This is a genomic window from Shewanella mesophila, assembly GCF_019457515.1.
In the GTDB taxonomy this organism is placed as follows: Bacteria; Pseudomonadota; Gammaproteobacteria; order Enterobacterales; family Shewanellaceae; genus Shewanella; species Shewanella mesophila.
In genome coordinates this window covers 1320747-1340148 of record NZ_CP080421.1, presented here as the reverse complement: position 1 = coordinate 1340148, position 19402 = coordinate 1320747, and the positions used below count along the sequence as shown (strand labels likewise).

General features: G+C 46.8%; 13 protein-coding genes. 6 read left to right on the top strand and 7 right to left on the bottom strand.

Going from position 1 to position 19402, the window contains the following annotated elements:
* Window positions 1–87 precede the first annotated feature (87 nt).
* On the top strand, window positions 88–1710 hold the full coding sequence (gene pfaD, locus K0I73_RS05995; protein WP_220063584.1) for an eicosapentaenoate synthase subunit PfaD: 1623 nt from the start codon (window positions 88–90) through the stop codon (window positions 1708–1710).
* A 113-nt stretch (window positions 1711–1823) separates the two neighbouring features.
* On the opposite strand, the gene pulA is transcribed toward pfaD, so the two are convergent.
* From pulA to K0I73_RS05980, 3 genes are all read right to left on the bottom strand, one after another.
* A complete protein-coding gene (gene pulA / locus K0I73_RS05990) occupies window positions 1824–6158 on the bottom strand; it encodes a pullulanase-type alpha-1,6-glucosidase (protein WP_434086716.1) in 4335 nt (1444 codons plus the stop codon).
* A gap of 111 nt (window positions 6159–6269) precedes the next feature.
* Entirely contained in the window at window positions 6270–9206 is a 2937-nt protein-coding gene (locus K0I73_RS05985) for a TonB-dependent receptor (RefSeq protein WP_220063582.1), read from the bottom strand.
* A gap of 296 nt (window positions 9207–9502) precedes the next feature.
* On the bottom strand, window positions 9503–11803 hold the full coding sequence (locus K0I73_RS05980) for a penicillin acylase family protein (protein WP_220063581.1): 2301 nt from the start codon (window positions 11801–11803) through the stop codon (window positions 9503–9505).
* A 148-nt stretch (window positions 11804–11951) separates the two neighbouring features.
* On the opposite strand from K0I73_RS05980, the gene K0I73_RS19095 reads away from it, so the two are divergent.
* Together K0I73_RS19095 and K0I73_RS05975 are read left to right on the top strand one after the other, a co-directional pair.
* On the top strand, window positions 11952–12203 hold the full coding sequence (locus K0I73_RS19095) for a hypothetical protein (RefSeq protein WP_258405307.1): 252 nt from the start codon (window positions 11952–11954) through the stop codon (window positions 12201–12203).
* 276 nt (window positions 12204–12479) lie between these two features.
* Window positions 12480–13286, top strand: a complete 807-nt coding sequence (locus K0I73_RS05975; RefSeq protein ID WP_220063580.1) for a molybdate ABC transporter substrate-binding protein — start codon at window positions 12480–12482, stop codon at window positions 13284–13286.
* A gap of 125 nt (window positions 13287–13411) precedes the next feature.
* Here K0I73_RS05975 and K0I73_RS05970 read toward each other — a convergent pair whose 3' ends face one another.
* The 3 genes from K0I73_RS05970 to K0I73_RS05960 all read right to left on the bottom strand — a co-directional run bounded on the left by K0I73_RS05970 (window position 13412) and on the right by K0I73_RS05960 (window position 15994).
* Window positions 13412–13942: an outer membrane beta-barrel protein gene (locus K0I73_RS05970; RefSeq protein WP_220063579.1), complete on the bottom strand. Its 531-nt coding sequence runs from the start codon at window positions 13940–13942 to the stop codon at window positions 13412–13414.
* 229 nt (window positions 13943–14171) lie between these two features.
* On the bottom strand, window positions 14172–14936 hold the full coding sequence (locus tag K0I73_RS05965) for a cytochrome b/b6 domain-containing protein (protein WP_434086715.1): 765 nt from the start codon (window positions 14934–14936) through the stop codon (window positions 14172–14174).
* A 143-nt stretch (window positions 14937–15079) separates the two neighbouring features.
* Window positions 15080–15994, bottom strand: a complete 915-nt coding sequence (locus K0I73_RS05960; RefSeq protein ID WP_220063577.1) for a choice-of-anchor H family protein — start codon at window positions 15992–15994, stop codon at window positions 15080–15082.
* Window positions 15995–16292: 298 nt separating this feature from the next.
* Between K0I73_RS05960 and K0I73_RS05955 the strand changes: the two genes are divergently transcribed.
* Genes K0I73_RS05955 through K0I73_RS05945 form a run of 3 tightly spaced genes read left to right on the top strand, consistent with a single transcriptional unit; the run spans window position 16293 to window position 18697 of the window.
* On the top strand, window positions 16293–16610 hold the full coding sequence (locus tag K0I73_RS05955) for a PepSY domain-containing protein (RefSeq protein ID WP_258405306.1): 318 nt from the start codon (window positions 16293–16295) through the stop codon (window positions 16608–16610).
* Between the two features lie 22 nt (window positions 16611–16632).
* Window positions 16633–17313 carry a response regulator transcription factor gene (locus tag K0I73_RS05950; RefSeq protein WP_220063576.1) on the top strand — a complete coding sequence of 227 codons (681 nt, stop codon included), beginning with the start codon at window positions 16633–16635 and terminating at the stop codon, window positions 17311–17313.
* Between the two features lie 13 nt (window positions 17314–17326).
* Window positions 17327–18697: an ATP-binding protein gene (locus K0I73_RS05945; RefSeq protein ID WP_220064283.1), complete on the top strand. Its 1371-nt coding sequence runs from the start codon at window positions 17327–17329 to the stop codon at window positions 18695–18697.
* Window positions 18698–18846: 149 nt separating this feature from the next.
* Here the strand turns inward: K0I73_RS05945 and K0I73_RS05940 are convergent, their stop codons facing one another.
* Window positions 18847–19305: a nuclear transport factor 2 family protein gene (locus tag K0I73_RS05940; protein WP_220063575.1), complete on the bottom strand. Its 459-nt coding sequence runs from the start codon at window positions 19303–19305 to the stop codon at window positions 18847–18849.
* Between the last annotated feature and the right edge of the window lie 97 nt (window positions 19306–19402).

Below are 19402 nucleotides of genomic sequence, written 5' to 3'. Positions count from 1 at the left end.
AAATTGATACTAGCGGGATGGGCATATCCTCAATCCCGCTAGTCAAGCAACCTAATAAAGAATGAAAAAGATAAGGGTCTTATTTAAATGAATCCTACGACAACCAACGACAAGTTATCGCCATGGCCTTGGCAAGTAAGCGATGCTAGCATCAGCTTTGATACGGCAGCCATGGCCGCGCAACTGAAAGATTTCAGCCGCGCCTGCTATGTCATCAATGACAGCGACAAAGGGGTGGGTATCGCGACCGAAGCGAGCCTAATAACAGGCAATAATGCTCAAGGCCACCCCGTTAGCGCCTTTACCCCAGCGCTTGGCACCGAAAGCCTTGGTGATAGCAATTTCCGCCGCGTTCACGGGGTAAAGTATGCCTATTATGCTGGCGCGATGGCGAACGGCATCTCCTCAGAAGAGCTGGTTATCGCCTTAGGTAAAGCGGGCATTCTGTGCTCATTTGGCGCAGCGGGGCTCATCCCTAGCCGCGTTGAAGCCGCCATTAACCGCATTCAAGCGGCGCTGCCCAATGGCCCTTATATGTTTAACCTTATTCATAGCCCAAGCGAACCTGCACTAGAACGTGGCAGCGTCGAGCTATTTCTCAAACATAAGGTACGTACCGTTGAGGCATCGGCTTTCTTAGGCCTCACGCCGCAAATTGTTTACTACCGCACCGCAGGTCTTAGTCGTGACACCCATGGCAACATAGTTATCGGCAATAAGGTGATCGCCAAAGTGAGCCGTACCGAAGTGGCGGAGAAGTTCATGATGCCAGCACCGGCTAAGATGCTACAGAAACTCCTTGATGAAGGGTTGATCAGCGTCGACCAGATGGCGATGGCCCAGCAGATCCCCATGGCTGATGATATTACGGCCGAAGCCGATTCTGGCGGCCATACCGATAACCGTCCTTTGGTTACACTATTGCCGACGATTTTAGCGCTGAAAGAGGAGATCCAAGCCAAGTACCAATACCCAACGCCACTTCGCGTAGGCTGTGGCGGTGGTGTGGGCACCCCTGATGCGGCATTAGCGACCTTTAATATGGGTGCGGCTTATATCGTTACCGGTTCAATCAACCAAGCCTGTGTCGAAGCTGGGGCCAGTGAGCATACCCGCAAGCTTCTGGCCACCACAGAGATGGCCGACGTCACCATGGCACCAGCCGCCGACATGTTTGAGATGGGCGTTAAGCTTCAGGTGGTTAAGCGTGGCACCCTATTCCCGATGCGCGCTAACAAACTGTATGAGATCTACACACGTTATGACGCTATTGAGTCCATTCCTACCGATGAGCGTGAAAAACTTGAGAAGCAAGTGTTTCGCTCAAGTCTCGATGATATTTGGGCAGGCACTGTTGCCCACTTTAATGAGCGCGATCCTAAGCAGATTGAGCGTGCCGAAGGTAACCCAAAACGTAAGATGGCACTGATTTTCCGCTGGTATTTGGGACTATCGAGCCGCTGGTCAAATTCTGGCGAAGTGGGCCGTGAGATGGATTACCAAATTTGGGCAGGTCCGGCACTTGGCGCTTTTAACCAGTGGGCAAAAGGCAGTTATTTAGATGACTATCAAAACCGCAATGCGGTAGATTTGGCTAAGCACTTGATGTACGGCGCGGCTTATCTCAATCGTATTAACAGCATCACCGCCCAAGGCGTAAAACTGCCTGGTGAGCTACTGCGCTGGAAACCCGTTGAGCGCATGGCCTAGTGTACTAGATGCTAGAAACTAGGTGCTAATTGCTAAACTCATCTAATTGCTAAACTCATAAAAAAACCAGCTTACGCTGGTTTTTTTATATTCAGGTTTTATCAACCTCGCGATTAATTCACCTTAGTCACGGTTAAGATCGGCGAGCTAGCATCAGGCCCCATCACACTAAAACGATAGGTACCATCGGCTGGCACATCTAAATGCATGTTAGCGCCTTTTGAGGCTAAGGTTTTCATTTCCCCCTCCACCACAGTCTCCTCACCAGCAATGGCACCAAAATCCACGGTAGACCAATCGCCGGTGGCGATCTTAAACTCATTGTCTCCCGCACTTAGGGCAATATCGACACTGTAGAGGGATGAACCTTGATAACTAAGCGCATCCACTTCGCCCCAACCGTTCATCCCGCCGCGGATATAAACCGTGTTTTCACCAAACATCTCTGTCTTATGTACGGTTAATATCGGGGCGTTGCGGTCTGACATATTGAACGTGAAAGTGTAAGTATCATCGCTATCCACATCGATACTGAGGTTACCACCTTTAATCGCCAGCAGTTTCTCAACGCCTAAGGCCACCACACCATCTGCTTCACCACTGCCGTAATCCACCGTTGACCAGTCACTTGACGCCACCTTAAAGCCTTTATTGCCAACACTGAGCGCGATCTCCGCGCGGTAGATGCTGCCGCCCATATAGACTAACTCATTGTCTGTCCCCCAAGCGTTCATGTCGCCACGTAAATACACTTGAGTCCCCACAAAAGGCTCTTCGTTGTAAACGGTTAACACTGGGTTTTCTTTATCTGATGCATCGAGTGAGAATAGATAGGTTGCATCGATGGCCGCATTAAACTTAAGGTTTGCCCCTTTCGCAGCAAGCTGCTCGGCCACATCTTGTACCACGTCTGCATCGGCGGCTGAAGCGCCACCAAAGTCAACGCTGCTCCAATCGGCTGAGGCAATCTTAAACTCATAATCACCCGCAGCCAGCGTAATAGCAACGCGATATTCTCCGCCGCCTAGATAGACAAACTTATCCTCTTCGCCCCAGCCATTCATGGCACCGCGTACAAACACCTCAGTGCTGCCATAAGGCACCACATCTGGTGCCCCCGCCGTTGCTGTGGCGCTCAAGCCTTCGCCCTGCATGCTGCCTTGCAGCTTAACAAACACAGCCGTGGTATAAGCAGGCACTGTAAAGGTGCCCTCATCGGTACCTTGGCTAAAACTAGCGCCGCGCACTGTGCTGTCAATCGATTGAACCAGCGTTGTGTGCAGGCTAAAACCTGTGGCCGTTGGCACAGTATGTGATTGCTCTGCATTACTGCCATTGACCATCACCACCATGGCATCGACACTGGGGTCGAGATCAACCAGATCCACGCCATCATCGACACTCATGACGATCACGCCTTGGGTCTGGTTTTTACCTATATTGTGAAAGCCGACTCTGTCTAAAATCGCTTGCTCAGAGGTTAATCGCAGCAGCGGGCTGTCGCGACGAATACTCAAGAACTCATTGAACACCATTGAGGCAAACTCAATCTCAGACATTGACGCCGCCGCATTGGGGTTTGCCGAGATCCCAGCGATCTGCTGCCACTTGCTGCCGTTATCTTGCGCCAACGGCAGGCCTACGTTCCAGTTGTTACTGGCTTTAGTGAAGTCAACCCAGTTAAACCAGTCGCCAGAATCATAACTGTTTCTGTCCATCGATTTAGAGCGAAGCATATCACCGCCCATCTGCAAGAACGGAATCCCCTGACTCATCAGTGGAATGGTTGCCGCGATATTTTGTATCCGCACACGACTTTCTAGGCTGAGCCCGACATCATGCTTGGTCTGCAAAATATCCCACAGCGTTTCGTTATCATGCTTTGAGACATAATTAATGCTGTCGGCAGGGTCAAGCGCATAAGCCGTTGGCTGCGAGTTCCAGCTAAAGCTACTGCCTGTTGCCGTATTGCCATTAAAATCTTTTAACAGGTAGTTTTGCAGATTGCCGGCCATGGATAGACGCAGCGTATCTTGGTCACGCAGGTAGTCATCCTTTTGCTCTAGCGCAAACAGCGCACCGCCACGCACCGCTTCACGGATGCGGTCGTTGAAAGTGCCGATCTCTGATCCTGCCATATTGGCCTGAGTAGCTTGCTCAAACAGACGATTATCAGCCACCTCACCAAAGTTCCAGCCTTCACCATAAAAGTAGTTATCGGCATCGACCGCTTGCACGGCAGTGCGAGCATCGATAATGCTCTGTTTAGGCATGTGCCCCATCACATCGAAACGGAAGCCGTCGAAGCCATACTCTTTGGCTAAGATAACCAGTGAATCGGTAACCAATTTGTCCATCATGCGATGTTCAGTGGCGGTATTGTCACAGCAAGTGGATGACTCAATCGCCCCTGTCACTTCGTTGTATCTGTGATAATAACCTGGCACCACTTTATCGAGCACTGAGTTATCCCACAGCCCTGATGCACTGGTGTGGTTATAGACTACATCCAGTACCACTCTAAGCCCCATCTCATGCAGTGCTTGGTTCATGGCGCGTAGCTCTTTGATACGCGCCGTACCATCCGCCTCACTGGCATAGCTGCCTTCTGGTGCAATAAAGTGCTGTGGATCGTAGCCCCAATTAAAGCCATCAACGCCACGCATCGCGTTGACTAGATCCTGTGCATCGCCCGAACCAGGCAGGCTGTCAGCCAAAATAGACGCTATGCTTGCCGACTTATCTTGAGTCTTACAGGCGTTGGCATTGTCTTCAATCTTGGCACACAGCATGGCTAAGGTATCGGTAATCTCAATGCGCTCGGCGCTATTTTCATTGATGGTGGCGATATCCGTCACGGGTAACATATGAAAGTGAGTGACACCGCTTTCCGCCAAGGCTTTTAGGTGTGTGACAGGTGCGCTATCCGTTTCGGTAAAGGCTAAATACTTGCCACGATTGGCCGCAGAGGTGCTCTCATCACGAATACTAAAGTCACGAATATGGCCTTCATAGATCACCGTGTCCTCAGGATTTGCAACCGTCGGTACGCTATGTTCATCCCACCCTTCAGGCTTGAGCGCGTCGCTACTCAAGTTAACAAACTGGCTGTAACGGCCATTACTTGAAACGTTCAGCGAATAGGGATCGGTGGATTCTATCACCTCGATTTTCTTAGTCACTGGGTGATAAACCGTCAGCGCAAAGCGATAGAACTGCATATCCAGTGACATATCACCGGCATAAGACCAGATACCTGTGGTGTTATCTAATGTCATCGCTTTGGTATCAGTGAGGTTTTTACCGCTGTCATACAGCTTTAACTCAACCTTTTGCGCGGTTGGCGCCCATACCTTGGTTGTAATCTCGGCATCGCTGTAAAGCACACCAAGCATGGCTTCATCGGCATCGTTTTCGGCCTTAGTGTACAAGTCATCTAGTACCTTAGCCGCTTGCACAAAGGTAGCAGCAACAGGCTTGTCGTCACTGTCATAGGCCGCTAGCACTAACTGCTCCTTTGCGATCGCTTTGGCTTCATCTGCGGACAACTCAATATGATAAGCAGGCCACGCGGCCAAGTGTGGCACGAGCGCTTTTTGCTCATCGCTGAGTTCGCTAGGCGTTACTGTCACTTGGGTGCCTGAAATCACATTGTTGTCATCGGCCTCAATGCCCGCATTGGCCGAGTGATGCAGTGCAAATTTAGCGATGCCATCAGGGTCTTCGTTCCACACTAAGGTATTTCTATCTAGCCAATGAGCGCTTGCTCCGCCAATAGAGAACCCCAGCTCTAAAATAGGAAAATCATAGACATCACTCTCACCATGAATAGTGAAATTAATGCGATCAAATTGTGCTTCTGGCGCGGTGCTATCATCGAATGGCTTAAGGTTCATGGTCAGATCACCATCACCTAACGCCTTACCCGACCCTTCAGTGCCTTCATGAACAATAAAGTTGGCGCACTCACTGTGGCCCGCTTTCAGGTTTAAGATCCAGTAAGCCCCGTAGTTAGGGTCGATGCCATCGAAGGAGTGGCCATTAGCCCAGTCAGTTGAATCAAATGGCGCAGCAAAAGCGTCACAGGTGTCGTTATTCCATGTGTGCAATTTAAAGCTGGGATAATTTGGGTTACTAGCCGAGTTATCTTTGTCTTTGATACGGTTATAATAGAGTACCGCCTGATCTGCCGTAGGCGTCGCTATCGGCAATGGCAGGTCAGGGTTATAACCGACGATACAACTTTCGTTGTTGGCATCGGGAAATTTAGGTGCCTTACAACTGATGGGTGGCGGCGCAACACAACTAGTGCCAGTGGCATCGGGCACCATAGGTACATCACAGGTCAATAATACTTGGCCGGGCTCAGATGAGTCCCCACCACAGCCAGATAGCGCGCCCACACTGATGGCGACGGCCGTCAGTTGCATGATTCTAGAAAACCTCATCATGAGTGATCTCTCCCTACAAATTTAGTTATTGTTATGGCTAGGTCGGCGTAGCGAGCCAACGGCGGATAATGGCCAAAGCCTTGCTGGGTAAGTAACTGTTGATTGCGATTACATGACATAAGTGAACCCCAGATAAAACTCGCGACCAAAATACTGCAAGGTGCCGGTCTTTTGCTCGGTACCGAAATAGCTCTTGGTGGGCTCATCGGTCAGGTTGTTCACTTGGAATAGCACGCCAAAGCTATCGGTCATCTGGTACGATGCTTGATAATCGACAACAGTTTCTGCGGCAAAATTGACCACTTGCTCATTAATCGCGACCTGCTCAGAGACAAACTCATCGCGATAGCGGGCACTGACACGGGTCTCAAACCCTTCATAGGAGTAAAACAGTGTCGCACTCAGCACGTTATTAGACAGCCCTGGTAAATCTTGAGCCACGCTGTCGCCACCTAGGCTGGTGATCGACTGCACCTCACTCTCGGTATAGGAGTAACTGGCATTAAAACCCAGACCCGACCACGCCTCAGGCAGTGAAGCAAACACTTGGGTGTATGCCAGTTCTAAGCCGCGAATATAACCGCCCTCGGCATTATTCACCGCAGTGGTATAAGTCCCATTGGTGGTTGCGATCTGCTCACCACTGACCGGGTCAACGATATAATCAGGTACGTTAAAACCATTACCTTTAAAGTCGAAATCATCTATCGCAACGGTATCGATAAAGGAGTCGATGTTCTTGTAGAACAGCGCGGCGACAAAAGCCCCTTCATCGAAATAACGCTCATATGAGAGATCAAACTGATCGGCATAGAAGGGCATCAAGAATGGGTTATTGGTACTCGATCCGTTGATAATGCCATCATCACTGACGCTGGCGCTGGCATCGCCCGCAAGGCGGTTAATAGGCGGGCGTGACATCACCTTGGCCGCGGCGAAACGAATTTGCGAATTGTCGGTGATCTTAAAATTTAGGTTAAGCGATGGCAGATAATCGGTGTAAGTGATCCCTTTTATCGTTGGTGCATAGTAATTATTGATAATGCCCACTTCATCGGTAATATTTTGTGCACCAAGGGTTGGATCGCCTGCCACATTCTCAAGCAAGGTAGCTGATTGATCTGTATTGACGATGCGCACACCAAAGTTACCTGTCACCGGAATATCACCAATCTCAGTGTCGATGTTGAGCATCACATAACCTGCCAGTACCTTTTCGAACACCTCACCACTTTGCAGCACAGACCAAGAGTAATTGCTGGTGTAACCCTGAGGGTCTAACACCCCAGCGGCATTACCCCAGGTTTGCACTGGTTGCGGCACGCCATCGGGGAACCAAGCGTTAAGTGCGGCGTCGAGATCGATAGCCAAATAAGATGGGAAGTAGCTAAAGTCGCCTTCCCAATCGACGACATTGACCATATCGTTTGTCAGCTTAAGTGGCGGCTCACTCTTAGAAAATGCGCCATCATTGCCATACTCAAATACCGAGCGGTTGTTGGAGTAATTGCGATCAGAATAACGCGCCCCCACCTCAACTGAGGCGATATAATCGTTGTCTAAAAGATAGGTAAAGTCTAAACGGTAGGCTTTAACTTCATCCTCATTTTCAAAAGGATAAATACCATATTTACTCACCATGACCCGATTGACATCGGAAAAAGCTTCAGCTTGATTAAAGCCGACATCAGGCAGGCTCAAACCATTCAGCTGGTAGCTGATAGAGACATTTTCATCAAACACTGGACTGTCGGCATTGGCATCGACGGCCACATTTGACCACAGCAGGCCGTTACGAAAATCACTCTTAGCCGACGAATAGGAGATATCCGCAGAGACATTAAGATTATCGCTGAGCTGCCAGTCGGCGTTCACGCCAAAGCTGTTGACCTGATCGAAGTCTTGGTTGTCGTCATTAACAATTTCAACTCGGGTATAGCTCTTTGAATTGCGATTAAACGTACCACCAATCACCGCATTACCTTCGAGCACTGGGTTAGCCACACTGGCCGAGGGCCCGCCCAACTTAACTCGATAGCCTCTAGCAAACGCCTCACTGTCAAAGCGCGACACGAAGGCATCTGCCTTCAGGGTGAAGTTATCGATTGGCGTCCACTCAATCGCGCCCATGTAGCCGTTACGCGTCTCGACACCACCAAGATGCTGAACCTCAAACCCTTCGCTGATATACTCATTGGCAGGGTTATCTATGGGGCCATTGGTGTCACCTGCCACACCATCGACATCTTTATTGTCATTGTAGGCAAGGCCGATAAATTGGGTTGCGACGCTAGGCTGCTCGAGGCGAGCAAAACCTAGGGCAACCCCCAAGGTTTCATCCAAAAACTTGCCCTGATAGGAGAAGCTCAAGCGGTGGCCATACTCTTTTGCGCCATACACTTCACTGGCACGGTCGTTATACATGCCCCGCGCATTCACCATAAAATTATGAGTATTGGATGCACTCAGTGGGCTGGCAGTTTCTAGCTCAACCGTCCCCGCAACCCCACCTTCGATAAGCGAGGCTTTAGGGGATTTATAAACGGCAGCGGAGCTGATTAACTCAGAAGGATATTGATCAAACTCGATACTGCGAGTGCCACTGGTCGATACCTGCTCGCGACCATTTAAGGTCGAAAAAACAAAGCCTCCAGACATACCACGAATATTGATTTCCGCCGCTTGTCCGCCAGTACGCACGGCGGATATGCCGGGGAGACGGGTTAATGCATCGGCCATTGACACATCAGGCAAAGCCCCCAAATCATCGGCAGATAACTGCTCAGAGACCGTATCGCTAAAGCGTTTGGCATTGAGCGAGTCGATAAGACTGCGACTGTAACCCGTCACCTCTATCCGCTCAATATTCGACAGGTCTAGCGCGGTTTCCTCAACGGGTTCTTGCGCCTTGGCTGGTACTTGCACCTCTGCGGGTGTTTTTTCATCCACCTTTTGAGCCGCGCTGACAGCCACTGGCGCAAACATTACGCTCCCCCCTGCAGCCGCCAACGCCAAGCTTAAAATACTTGGTTTACATTTGAGCATCGATAATCCCCTCACCTTTGGACTTTTTGTCACCCAACGCTCAGTTATACGACTCAGATTAATGTAAGCATTGGATATTTTTTATTCCGCTATACTAGTCATGGCAACAATCTCGCAACAACATGCTGCATACGTATTCATAACAACTAAACAACAATTAGAGACAAAGAAAATGTTTAAGCATTTGAAAAGTAAGGTAAGTAATCAGGTAAGGTATAATGCAGATGAGACGGCAAGAGGTTAATCGCCTTATTGGCAATTAACCTCTATCTCATAGGATGACGGGCCGTTAAAGGTTAATGTGTGGGTTGTAAGGTGAGCCTAGCCTCGACCTCACCCGGTAATAGTGGCGTCGATAACTTCGAAGTATACTCCTTAAACCCTGAACGATAATATTTCGATAAGGGATGACCAGACTGACCACCGGGAATCGTTAGTATCCCCTGAGCCTCTAAACCGGGCTGAACAATAAAGCGCTGGGATGCACCAAAGTTTTTTCCCTGCACTGCAGGCATAAAAGTATCGCCAAACCCCTCGACCGTGGGCATATCGAGCCAATTGCTCAGCAAAGGAATTTGTTTACTGAAAGGGTGTTGAATCTGCAAGCTATTTACCCTGCCCCACGCCAGATCTTGATAGTTATTAGAGTCACTATATTTTGCTAATAGGCTTTCGGTTGAAGCCACATAACTTGCTATAACAAACTCATCCCAAGAGGTATATTCTGATGGTAACCAGCTTTGTGCTTGTTCATTTAATAGCTGCCATATGGCGGGTTCAAGATAGCGTTTCAATACCGACAAGCTAAGATCATGCTGTCTGAGCGCATTCTCAACTGGCGAAAATGCAGCATCGATAAGCCGATTTCTGAAAGATTTGACCAAAGTAAAGCCAACTGAATCACTGCAGGCACACTCTTGCCACTGCCTAAGATACTGAATATCTTTTGCAAACCTTTGAGGTTGGGACATTAACGCGTTAACAAGATAGTCCTGCCAGGGTCGATAAAAACGCGCCTGATTATCGAGCTGAATTCGATAAAAGTCTGCTTCGTTAAACTCTTGCTGCTGTTGTAATCGGTCGCGAATTTGAGCGCTTCGAGCACCTAGCGCATAGCCGCCATCACCAAAGCGTATAGCATCACGGGTTGACATCACTCTGGCATTTGCGCTCCAAAGCAAGCCATTTTTGGGGTTATATTCCCTAGGCAGACGGCCCTCGTCCTGCTCCCAAGCAACCGCTTGAATCTCATTTATCGGTTGCGCTATATCTGCAGGGTTTGTTCTACTGGGTATTGCACCTGTCGGTTGCCAACCTGCATTCCCCTTATCATCGACAATCAATAGATTTTGCACTGGAACGCCAAATGTTTTAGCTAGCTCAAGCCCTTCCTCTGCGCTGCTAGCAGTCTCCAACTCCATGAGTTCCATATCGACGGCATAATCTTGATGTGCGACCCACGCGAGCGCGTATTGCCGATCGCCATAGGTCTTAACCGGGCCAAAACGTGACATTGGGAGCTGAAAATCTACAACTGAATCGGGGAGTTTGATCGTTTCATGTTCTAAAGTTAACGCCTCACTATCATCTATCGCTATCCAATCAGCTGTGTCGATATAAGCGTTGGTAAAGCCCCAAGCAACCTTACCATTTGACCCCACTACAATGGCAGGTGCGCCGGGAAGCGACACGCCAGTGACTTGTACCTTTTGACCATCGGCCGCGGGATAATTAAGCTGTGCTCGATACCAAATAATCGGTACCGCAAATGAGAGATGCATATCATCGGATAACATGGCGCTACCTGACTCTGTATGTGCGCCAGTGACCGCCCAGTTGTTACTCCCCACCTCTTCTAGCTCAGCAATCTCAACATCAACTCTATTAGCGATCATGCTCTGTTCTATCCTTGGGATAAGCGGCGGATCCGATGGAAATAGACTGTTATCCAGCGCAGCCTGATAATTAGAGGTCTGAGTAATAAACTGCCGCATCGGCTGACCAAATAGACGCTCAACCATAGTCAGCGCCATATCTCGGTTAATGGTATTGCCTTGCAGATCTAAATACATGCTGTAAATAACAAGCAAGCTATCTGTGGGTTGCCATGGTTTAGGTGACGCCCCAGTTAAGATATATTCGAACGATTTCAGGCTCTGCTCTGTAATGGCTTGATTAACACCATCACTATAGCGCTCAAGTAACTGCTGCTGAGCTGTCGGTAATTTATCAAAAATCTGCTCAGCCCTTTTCCGTAGCTGATGAAAACGATGACGCTTATCAAGCGATACAGCCCCAGGACCAAAGATCTCTGACAACTCACCGGCAGAGTTACGCCGCAGCAGATCCATCTGAAAAAATCTGTCTTGCCCATGGGCGAAACCGAGTGCAAAAGCCACATCTTGACGATTTTTACCGCTAACCACAGCGGTTCCCAAGCGATCTCTTTCAATTGTCACAGGCGCAACTATCTTACGGCTCTTTAGTTCTCCAGAAAGTTTAGGCAGACTAAGGTGCAAACCGACATAAATAGCGACTATCGCCAGAAATAACGCGGCAAGTAATCCGATAATTGTAATTTTTATTATTTTAATCATAGAGTAATGCCAATATCCTTTTTACTTACGTTACTATATCTAAGTTACATAGATGTTAGAAATCCTTTTTGCTGCCGCAGTGGCATCAGCACTCAGTTATTAAGCAGTAAGCTGCTAAACAATAAGTCATTAAGAGCAAACCATTATTATGGCGAAACCAAATAAGAGAGGGCCTAGTAGGACTGTCGAGATCCTCTGTAGCCAGTGTAAAACTCAGTTATTTAAATACCGTAAAGGCGGCAAGGGAACCCTAGTCAAATGTTTTAAAGAACGGATTGTTGAAGACTATACCCAAGTCCCCTGCATTTGCCCGCATTGCCAGCAGTGCTTTGCCCGGGAAACCTTGGTCAGAGGCGTTCCCGCTTTTAAGATCATTGGCACCAAGGCCCTTATGAAATAATAGCCATGATGAAATGATGCTACTTTTAGCACACTGCCACTCTTACTTTCATTACCCAAAATGCTGTTATTGTTATAAATAGAAGCTGTTGGCGCTCCCAGTGAGAACGATAGCCGATTAATCGAACAATAAGCTAGTCTGCGACATTTTGTCTGACTCCATCATTAAGTTAGCGATCTCTACTGCAAGTTATCGATTGCGTCAATTATGACTATTGTTGCTGATCAGAAATTAAGGTGTGATAGCGACCAATATTAGTCACAGGAATGATGGAACATGAAATATCAATGGATATTAAGCCCTCTGTTTGTCGCGGTATTTAGCAGCAACCTTGCAGCCCATGATGCACCATTAGAGTTTAGAGCTGCTGGCAGCTTAAAAGCGGCGATGACAGATATCGTCAACACATATCAACACAGCCACAAGATTGATGTCGCTGCCCAATTTGCGCCTTCGGGGTTGTTGCGTAAACGAATAGAATCTGGAGAAAAGGTCGATCTATTCGCCTCAGCGAACATGAAACATCCTACAACCCTTAAAAACGCCAAAATAAGCGGTAATGTAGTGATGTTTGCCCGCAACAAACTGTGCGCGATTACCCAAGCAGAAGTCACCGTTTCATCGGAGACGTTACTGCAGCAGATGTTAAATAAAAATACCCGTGTAGGTACCTCAACCCCAAAGGCCGATCCTGCCGGTGATTATGCCTTTAAGGTGTTCGAGCGGGCAGAAAAACTGTCACCCGATGCACAAAAAATACTGAGCAGCAAAGCATTACAATTAACAGGCGGTCCAACCAGCGCTAAAGCACCCGAAGGACGCAACCCCTATGGCTGGGTGATGGAAAACAAACAAGCCGATATATTCCTAACCTACTGTACTAATGCGGTATTAGCGCAAAAAGAAGTCAATCAACTTAAGATAGTTCAATTGCCCGAATCGCTTAGCGTCGGCGCCAACTATGGGTTGACCGTTGTTAATGGTGCTCAAGAACATGCTTCCGAGTTAGCCCTATTTATCTTATCTCCCGAGGGACAATCTATCTTAGCCAAGTATGGCTTCGATACACCAAACCTTCCCTAGTGGTTTCATCAACAAGGCGCGATCTTCTATGTAAGGCAATAAAAAACGCAGCAAAAATGCTGCGTTTTTAAGCTCACCGAGTTTTTAGGTATTCATATAATGACTGTCGTTTCAAAAACTCGGCATTAAAACTGGTAATGCACCCCGAAATAGATATTGCCAAGATCGCTATCGACGGTCTCATCAAGATCTGTGGCATCTAAATCTGTGTACACCATTTCATAAGCGATTCGCACGTTGACCTTGTTGCTAAAAGCCATATTAAAACCCGCGCCCCACAGCCAGCCAATACCATCGTAATCTAAATCGGCGTCAACCTTAGTGGATGCAGCCCCGGCCTTAATAAACATCGAATAGGTATCATTAAAATAATGATGAAACTTAGCTGCAAGTGAGATGTAATCCGCTTTGACATCGCCCTGATCAACATAGTTATCTGTCATCATATAGGCAGCTTCTAGGGCGAAATTCTTACTCGTATAATAACCGCCATATACGCCGTAACTTATTGCAGACTCATCGAACTCACCCGCCTTTAGCTGTGAGCTCCCAGCCATAGCGCCAAGATAGTAACCTTTGATATCAGCAACTGCTGATGCTGAGCTTGATGTTAAAGCGCCAATCAATGTAAGTGCAAGTATCAGAGTTCGCTTCATTATTCCCCCAAATGGGACATTAACAAGTACCTAACATACTAGCCTAAAAATAATGATAAATTAAGTCTTTAAAGTATTAATTGTGGTACTTTTTTATCTAATCCGATTATTGATATTTAAACCAATAAACGGCTATTTACCTCGCTTGCTAAACTTGGACTTAGTCACGTATAAAAAAATTGGGCACAACCTATGCTGTACCCAACTAACTTAATTAAAATGGTGCCTTTTAGTTTGTATTTTTTATATTCAAACCACTCTCATCTTCAGGAGGTCGACTCAAGCGTTTTTTACCCGATATCATCGCCGAGACTAATCCAGGCTGATGCTTTAACTCTGCGACTATAACCCCAGCAACATGAACCAATATGATTAAAATCAACAGATAAACGCTATAAACATGCACTTCACCCGCCAATGATTTAAACGGTTTTATCTGTGCCACTTTCTGTTTATCGACACCAGTCTCATCATAAGGTTTTAACGACGATCCATCGACACCAGCCTGAGCAATATAGTCGCTAACCAAGCCACCTAGCGGAGGATAATAGATATCGGTCCCGGCGCGAATAAGGCCGGTTAACATTATGGTGACCATTAGAATCACCATGGCGAATACCGCCAAATTCCCCACAGGGTTGCGATGCAGATATTGCGGTGATTCCCCCCGCTTTAATTTAGCTTTATAAGCTGATACTGCGGCAAAATTTGGCAGCATCTTAGCTAAACGGGCACTATTTGAACCTATAATGCCCCAAACCAATCTAACCACTAAGTTAATCGCAAATAAGTAGCCGATGACAACGTGGAGCTCCTTAAGCTTAACCTTCGCCTCTAAACCACTAATCCCCAAGGCACCTTTAAACAGCATAATGGCACCAATAAAAATGAGTGCCATGACACACAATACATTTACCCAATGAAACAGGCGAGTCGGTTTATCCCAAACACGATAGACTTTGACTTGTTCACTGTTTACTTGTTGATCCTGCACCATACTTCCCCCAACATACAAAAAACTATTAGCCTTAATATACGCCTAAATATGGCAATTTTTTGTGAAATGTCATTCACGCTACAGAAACATTGATCAAGTAAAGGTAAATGATATCTTCTCGGGAAATATCGACATAAAGCTCACGCCACGGGAGCCAAAATACGGCGTCTAAATATTGCGACAGCGCCCAAAAGCAACATGGCAGACATTGACATAGAGCCTCCCACAGTCACTTCGGTGATCTCCTCTTCATAAAAATCACGATCGCTGCTCTCCAGCGGCAAGCCATAGAGTTCGTCGAGATCATCACTGCTGATAGTGGCCACAATATCACTGTAACCAACCTCATAGAGATCAATCAATACATCGTAATGATCGCTTGGGTAACCGGTGTGCAATGTGGTCAACACTTCAAAATCGTCATCACTCACATCGTCGACAATAGTGAAAATATCGGTCGTATGATAAAGCTCCCACGGCCCGCCATTTCGACTTAAATAGAGGTCGGCATAGACATCGGCACGCTCCCCAATATAGTAGCTATGAACATCGGCATCAAAGGTCACACTAAAAGTGCGGAAAAAGCCGTCGTAGTCAATATCTTCAAACAGACGACTACTCGCCTCATAGATGGAGAACTCATGAAAGATCCCCGCATCCAAACGCTGAGATGCTGAACGTAATGGCACCGATTTTGTCCCCCCAGACTGACGCTCTGCAATCACTTGCTCACGGGTTTTTCGTTTATCACTAACGATATCAACTTGTTTCAGTTGCTGCGCAGCTAACTGCTGAGCCGCGTTCATTGGTTGAACGGCTCGACTAAATGGCACCTGCTGGCCATTCGAATCTTGAGCCACGCTTATCGATGCAGAGCTCATCATCTCTGTATTTTCAGCGGCGCTATTTTTACCCGCAGTATTGTCGGCAGCAACCGCGAGAGTCGTGCTCATCCCAAGGAGTAAAACACTCGGTAGGATCTTTGGCCTTAACTGTGTCATCTTAGATTTGAAAGCCGTTGCAACGCTTTGAGTTAACTGAGTGATTGTGTGCATAATCAATCTCCATTTTGAACTATTATCTTGTCGTTGCATCTATTAAAGCTCGCCTAAAATGAACATTAGCTGAACGATAAAATAAAGTGGATTCAGTGTGATGGTGTAAAAATACGCATTCAGCTAATATTCATTTTCACTTCGAGATAATGCACGTTAGTCATCATGACAACACCCAAAAGCAATAGCGGGGCTCACGATATTGCCGGACTAAAATCGTGCGTAACTAGGTTGATATGTTTCTTATTTTTATAGGATCTTTTACACTGAGCAGATAATTGGAATACAGGTACTTTTGATGAGAATTGCACTGATATTGATAGCATCACTTTGCTTATTACTTCCCGCTCATGGGAATGCATCAAGCTATGGGCTATCGACGATGGCAAGTAGCGGTCTATTAATCGCTGCGCAAAAAAACCAACCCAATCTCAGAGTCAACAATCGCCAACAAGCCACTCAAATGGTTAAAAGTAAATACGGCGGCAAAGTGCTCAGTGTTCAATCAACCAAGGTCAATGGCAATCCAGGATATCGCGCTAAACTGCTCAGCAATGATGGCGTGGTTTTTTATGTATCAATCGATGCCGTTAGTGGACAGATGAGTCGACGCTAAACTCAGAGTTAAGGAGAGACAGATGCGATTACTCTTGGTTGAAGATGATTTAGCGCTGCAAGATAACTTAAAACAACATCTGCTTGATGCCAATTACACCTTAGATGTGGCTAGCGATGGTGAAGAGGGATTATTTCAAGCTGAAGAATACACCTATGACGCCGCCATTATTGATGTGGGTCTGCCAAAGCTCGATGGTATCGCGCTGATCAGCCAATTACGAGCGCAAGGTATTGATTACCCGATTTTAATCTTAACCGCTAGAGACAGTTGGCAAGATAAAGTCGAAGGGTTAGATGCCGGAGCCGACGATTACCTAACAAAGCCTTTCCATCCCGAAGAGTTAATCGCGCGCCTCAAGGCGCTTATTCGTCGCTCCGCGGGTAAATCGAGTCCACTCATTCAAAACGGAATCTTTAGCCTCAATACCAGCAGCCATGAGATCAAAGCCGGTGAGCAGCAGATCAATTTAAGTGGTTCAGAATACAAACTATTTGAATATTTCATGCTACACATTGGAGAAGTTAAATCCAAAAGCGTACTTATAGAACATATTTACGATCAAGATTTTGATTTAGATTCAAATGTCATCGAAGTGTTTATTCGCCGTTTACGGAAAAAGCTCGACCCAGACAATGAACATGGCTTAATCGAAACATTACGAGGCCAAGGATATCGTATGCGACAACTGGCAAACGACTAAGACATCGATGAAGATGGATACTCCAGTGACTAAGTTACTCAACTCACTTAGCACCCGCTTAATGCTCAGCGCCCTGCTGCTTATCGTAGTGCTGCTGCCAATCATAGGTCTTGCACTTAACAACGCCTTTAAACAACAGGTGATAATTAATACCCAGGACCAACTCAGCGCCTACTTGTATTCGGTACTTGCGGTTACAGACATGGAAGATGGTGAACTGCTAATGCCCGAGCGCTTACTAGAAAACCAGTTTAATGTCATCAACTCTGGGCTTTATGCGTTAATTTCTCAGCAAGTGAATAAGACCGATAACAGCAAGGTAATATGGGCATCTAACTCATTTTTAGGTCTGAGTGAGCCACAGCAATTGTCGAATCCAGACGTCGGCCGTGGTGACTTTAGTCAAATCGACATCGATGGCAAAGCACACCTTGTCTATAGTTTTAGCGTACGTTTCGCAGCCACTGTCGCCAAGCAAACCGATGCACCAATAACCCTGCATATCATTAAAGATTTCGCCACTGTCGCAGAGCAACAACAGGCTTTCAGCCAGCACCTTTGGAGTTGGTTATTGCTACTCATGTTAGTGCTGGTCACCATTCAAATTGCTTGGTTAAGCTGGACGCTTAAACCCCTCGCCCGCTTTAAATCAGAACTCAAATCCGTTCAGCGAGGAGAGTCACACCAATTAACAGGCCAATATCCAACAGAGTTACAAGCGGTTGCCAAACAACTCAATACCCTGCTGAGTACCGAGCAACACCAACGCAGTCGCTATCGTAATGCGCTATCAGATTTAGCCCACAGTCTCAAAACCCCCTTGGCTGTAATACAAAGCCAAAAAGAGTTGAGCCCAACCTCCATCGAACAAGTTAACCAGATCAATCGCACCATAGGGCATCAACTAAAGCGTGCACAAAGCGCTGCGGGTAGTGCATGGCACTTAGGGGTAAAGGTGAAAGACACATCAGATAAATTGCTGCGCACCTTAGCTAAGATATACCCTAGCATTAGCCTCGACTATAGTGCTCCCCCTAATGAATTAACGGTTTTTTATGGCGATCAAAGTGATTTAACCGAGTTGCTAGGTAATCTGCTAGATAACGCCTGCAAAGCAGCAAAAGCTGAAGTGAACTTGAGTATTACTGAGTCCAGCGACAAATTGGTCATCTGTATTGAAGATGATGGCTTAGGGGTTGACCCTGAACTACAACAAGCCATACTCGAACGAGGACGACGTGCAGATACCTATGAAAAAGGCCATGGGATCGGTCTTGCGATTGTGCGCGATCTAGTAGAAAGCTATCAGGGCGAACTGACTATAGGTCAATCTGATGCACTAGGTGGCGCGCGCTTTCAAGTGAGCTTTAAGCAGCAAAGTTAGCGTTAAATTGCTAAGTGAGCTTTATGTAACAAAGTTAGCTAAAACCGCTAAACAGCACTAATAGGGATGTGTCGCATAGGCCGCGAAGCCCTAACGAATAGGATAAGGACGCGCCTTCGCGCGACCTATCCTTATTCGTTATACGTATTTTATTTGTTTTCACTGTGCCCGTAACTCAATACTCGAGTAATTTCCCATTTATTATTTACATTACGCCAAACCATAACAAAATCAGCTTTTCCTTCGCACTTTTTAGTTTTAGTGTCACAAAAAATGTGCACTCCTTCAGTGATTGCACCAAAGTTGTTAATTGGGTAGGCTTTGAAGGAACCTGCTACAAGTTTACGAGTGTAGTTACCACATACGTTTTTTTTAGTATTTGAGATCATGCTTTCCCGATCCCAAGTAACACCACCGTTATCGTGATAAAACTCTACATCTGGAGAAAAAAAGCTAGCATGCTTTTCTAACTCTTCAGGGCTTTGACACTTGTTAAAAGACTCAAAAAGCTCGGTATCAAGAACTTTCATTCTGTCCTCCAAAGAAGCTTCATTAGCAAATGATGACATTGATAACAATACAAATAAAAACATACTTAATTTTTTCATATAACCTCGATTCCTCCTGAATACATAGACATAATGACTCCCCATAAAGATGCTGATCTCCAATCCATCGTGGGTTAGCTGAAAGCCAGAGCCATAA

What these genes read in the sequence shown, in the direction of transcription:
- pfaD (WP_220063584.1), top strand. Translation starts at nt 88, where the DNA reads ATGAATCCTACGACAACCAACGACAAGTTATCGCCATGGCCTTGGCAA.
- pulA (WP_434086716.1), bottom strand. Translation starts at nt 6,158, where the DNA reads ATGAGGTTTTCTAGAATCATGCAACTGACGGCCGTCGCCATCAGTGTG.
- K0I73_RS05985 (WP_220063582.1), bottom strand. Translation starts at nt 9,206, where the DNA reads ATGCTCAAATGTAAACCAAGTATTTTAAGCTTGGCGTTGGCGGCTGCA.
- K0I73_RS05980 (WP_220063581.1), bottom strand. Translation starts at nt 11,803, where the DNA reads ATGATTAAAATAATAAAAATTACAATTATCGGATTACTTGCCGCGTTA.
- K0I73_RS19095 (WP_258405307.1), top strand. Translation starts at nt 11,952, where the DNA reads ATGGCGAAACCAAATAAGAGAGGGCCTAGTAGGACTGTCGAGATCCTC.
- K0I73_RS05975 (WP_220063580.1), top strand. Translation starts at nt 12,480, where the DNA reads ATGAAATATCAATGGATATTAAGCCCTCTGTTTGTCGCGGTATTTAGC.
- K0I73_RS05970 (WP_220063579.1), bottom strand. Translation starts at nt 13,942, where the DNA reads ATGAAGCGAACTCTGATACTTGCACTTACATTGATTGGCGCTTTAACA.
- K0I73_RS05960 (WP_220063577.1), bottom strand. Translation starts at nt 15,994, where the DNA reads ATGCACACAATCACTCAGTTAACTCAAAGCGTTGCAACGGCTTTCAAA.
- K0I73_RS05955 (WP_258405306.1), top strand. Translation starts at nt 16,293, where the DNA reads ATGAGAATTGCACTGATATTGATAGCATCACTTTGCTTATTACTTCCC.
- K0I73_RS05950 (WP_220063576.1), top strand. Translation starts at nt 16,633, where the DNA reads ATGCGATTACTCTTGGTTGAAGATGATTTAGCGCTGCAAGATAACTTA.
- K0I73_RS05945 (WP_220064283.1), top strand. Translation starts at nt 17,327, where the DNA reads ATGGATACTCCAGTGACTAAGTTACTCAACTCACTTAGCACCCGCTTA.
- K0I73_RS05940 (WP_220063575.1), bottom strand. Translation starts at nt 19,305, where the DNA reads ATGAAAAAATTAAGTATGTTTTTATTTGTATTGTTATCAATGTCATCA.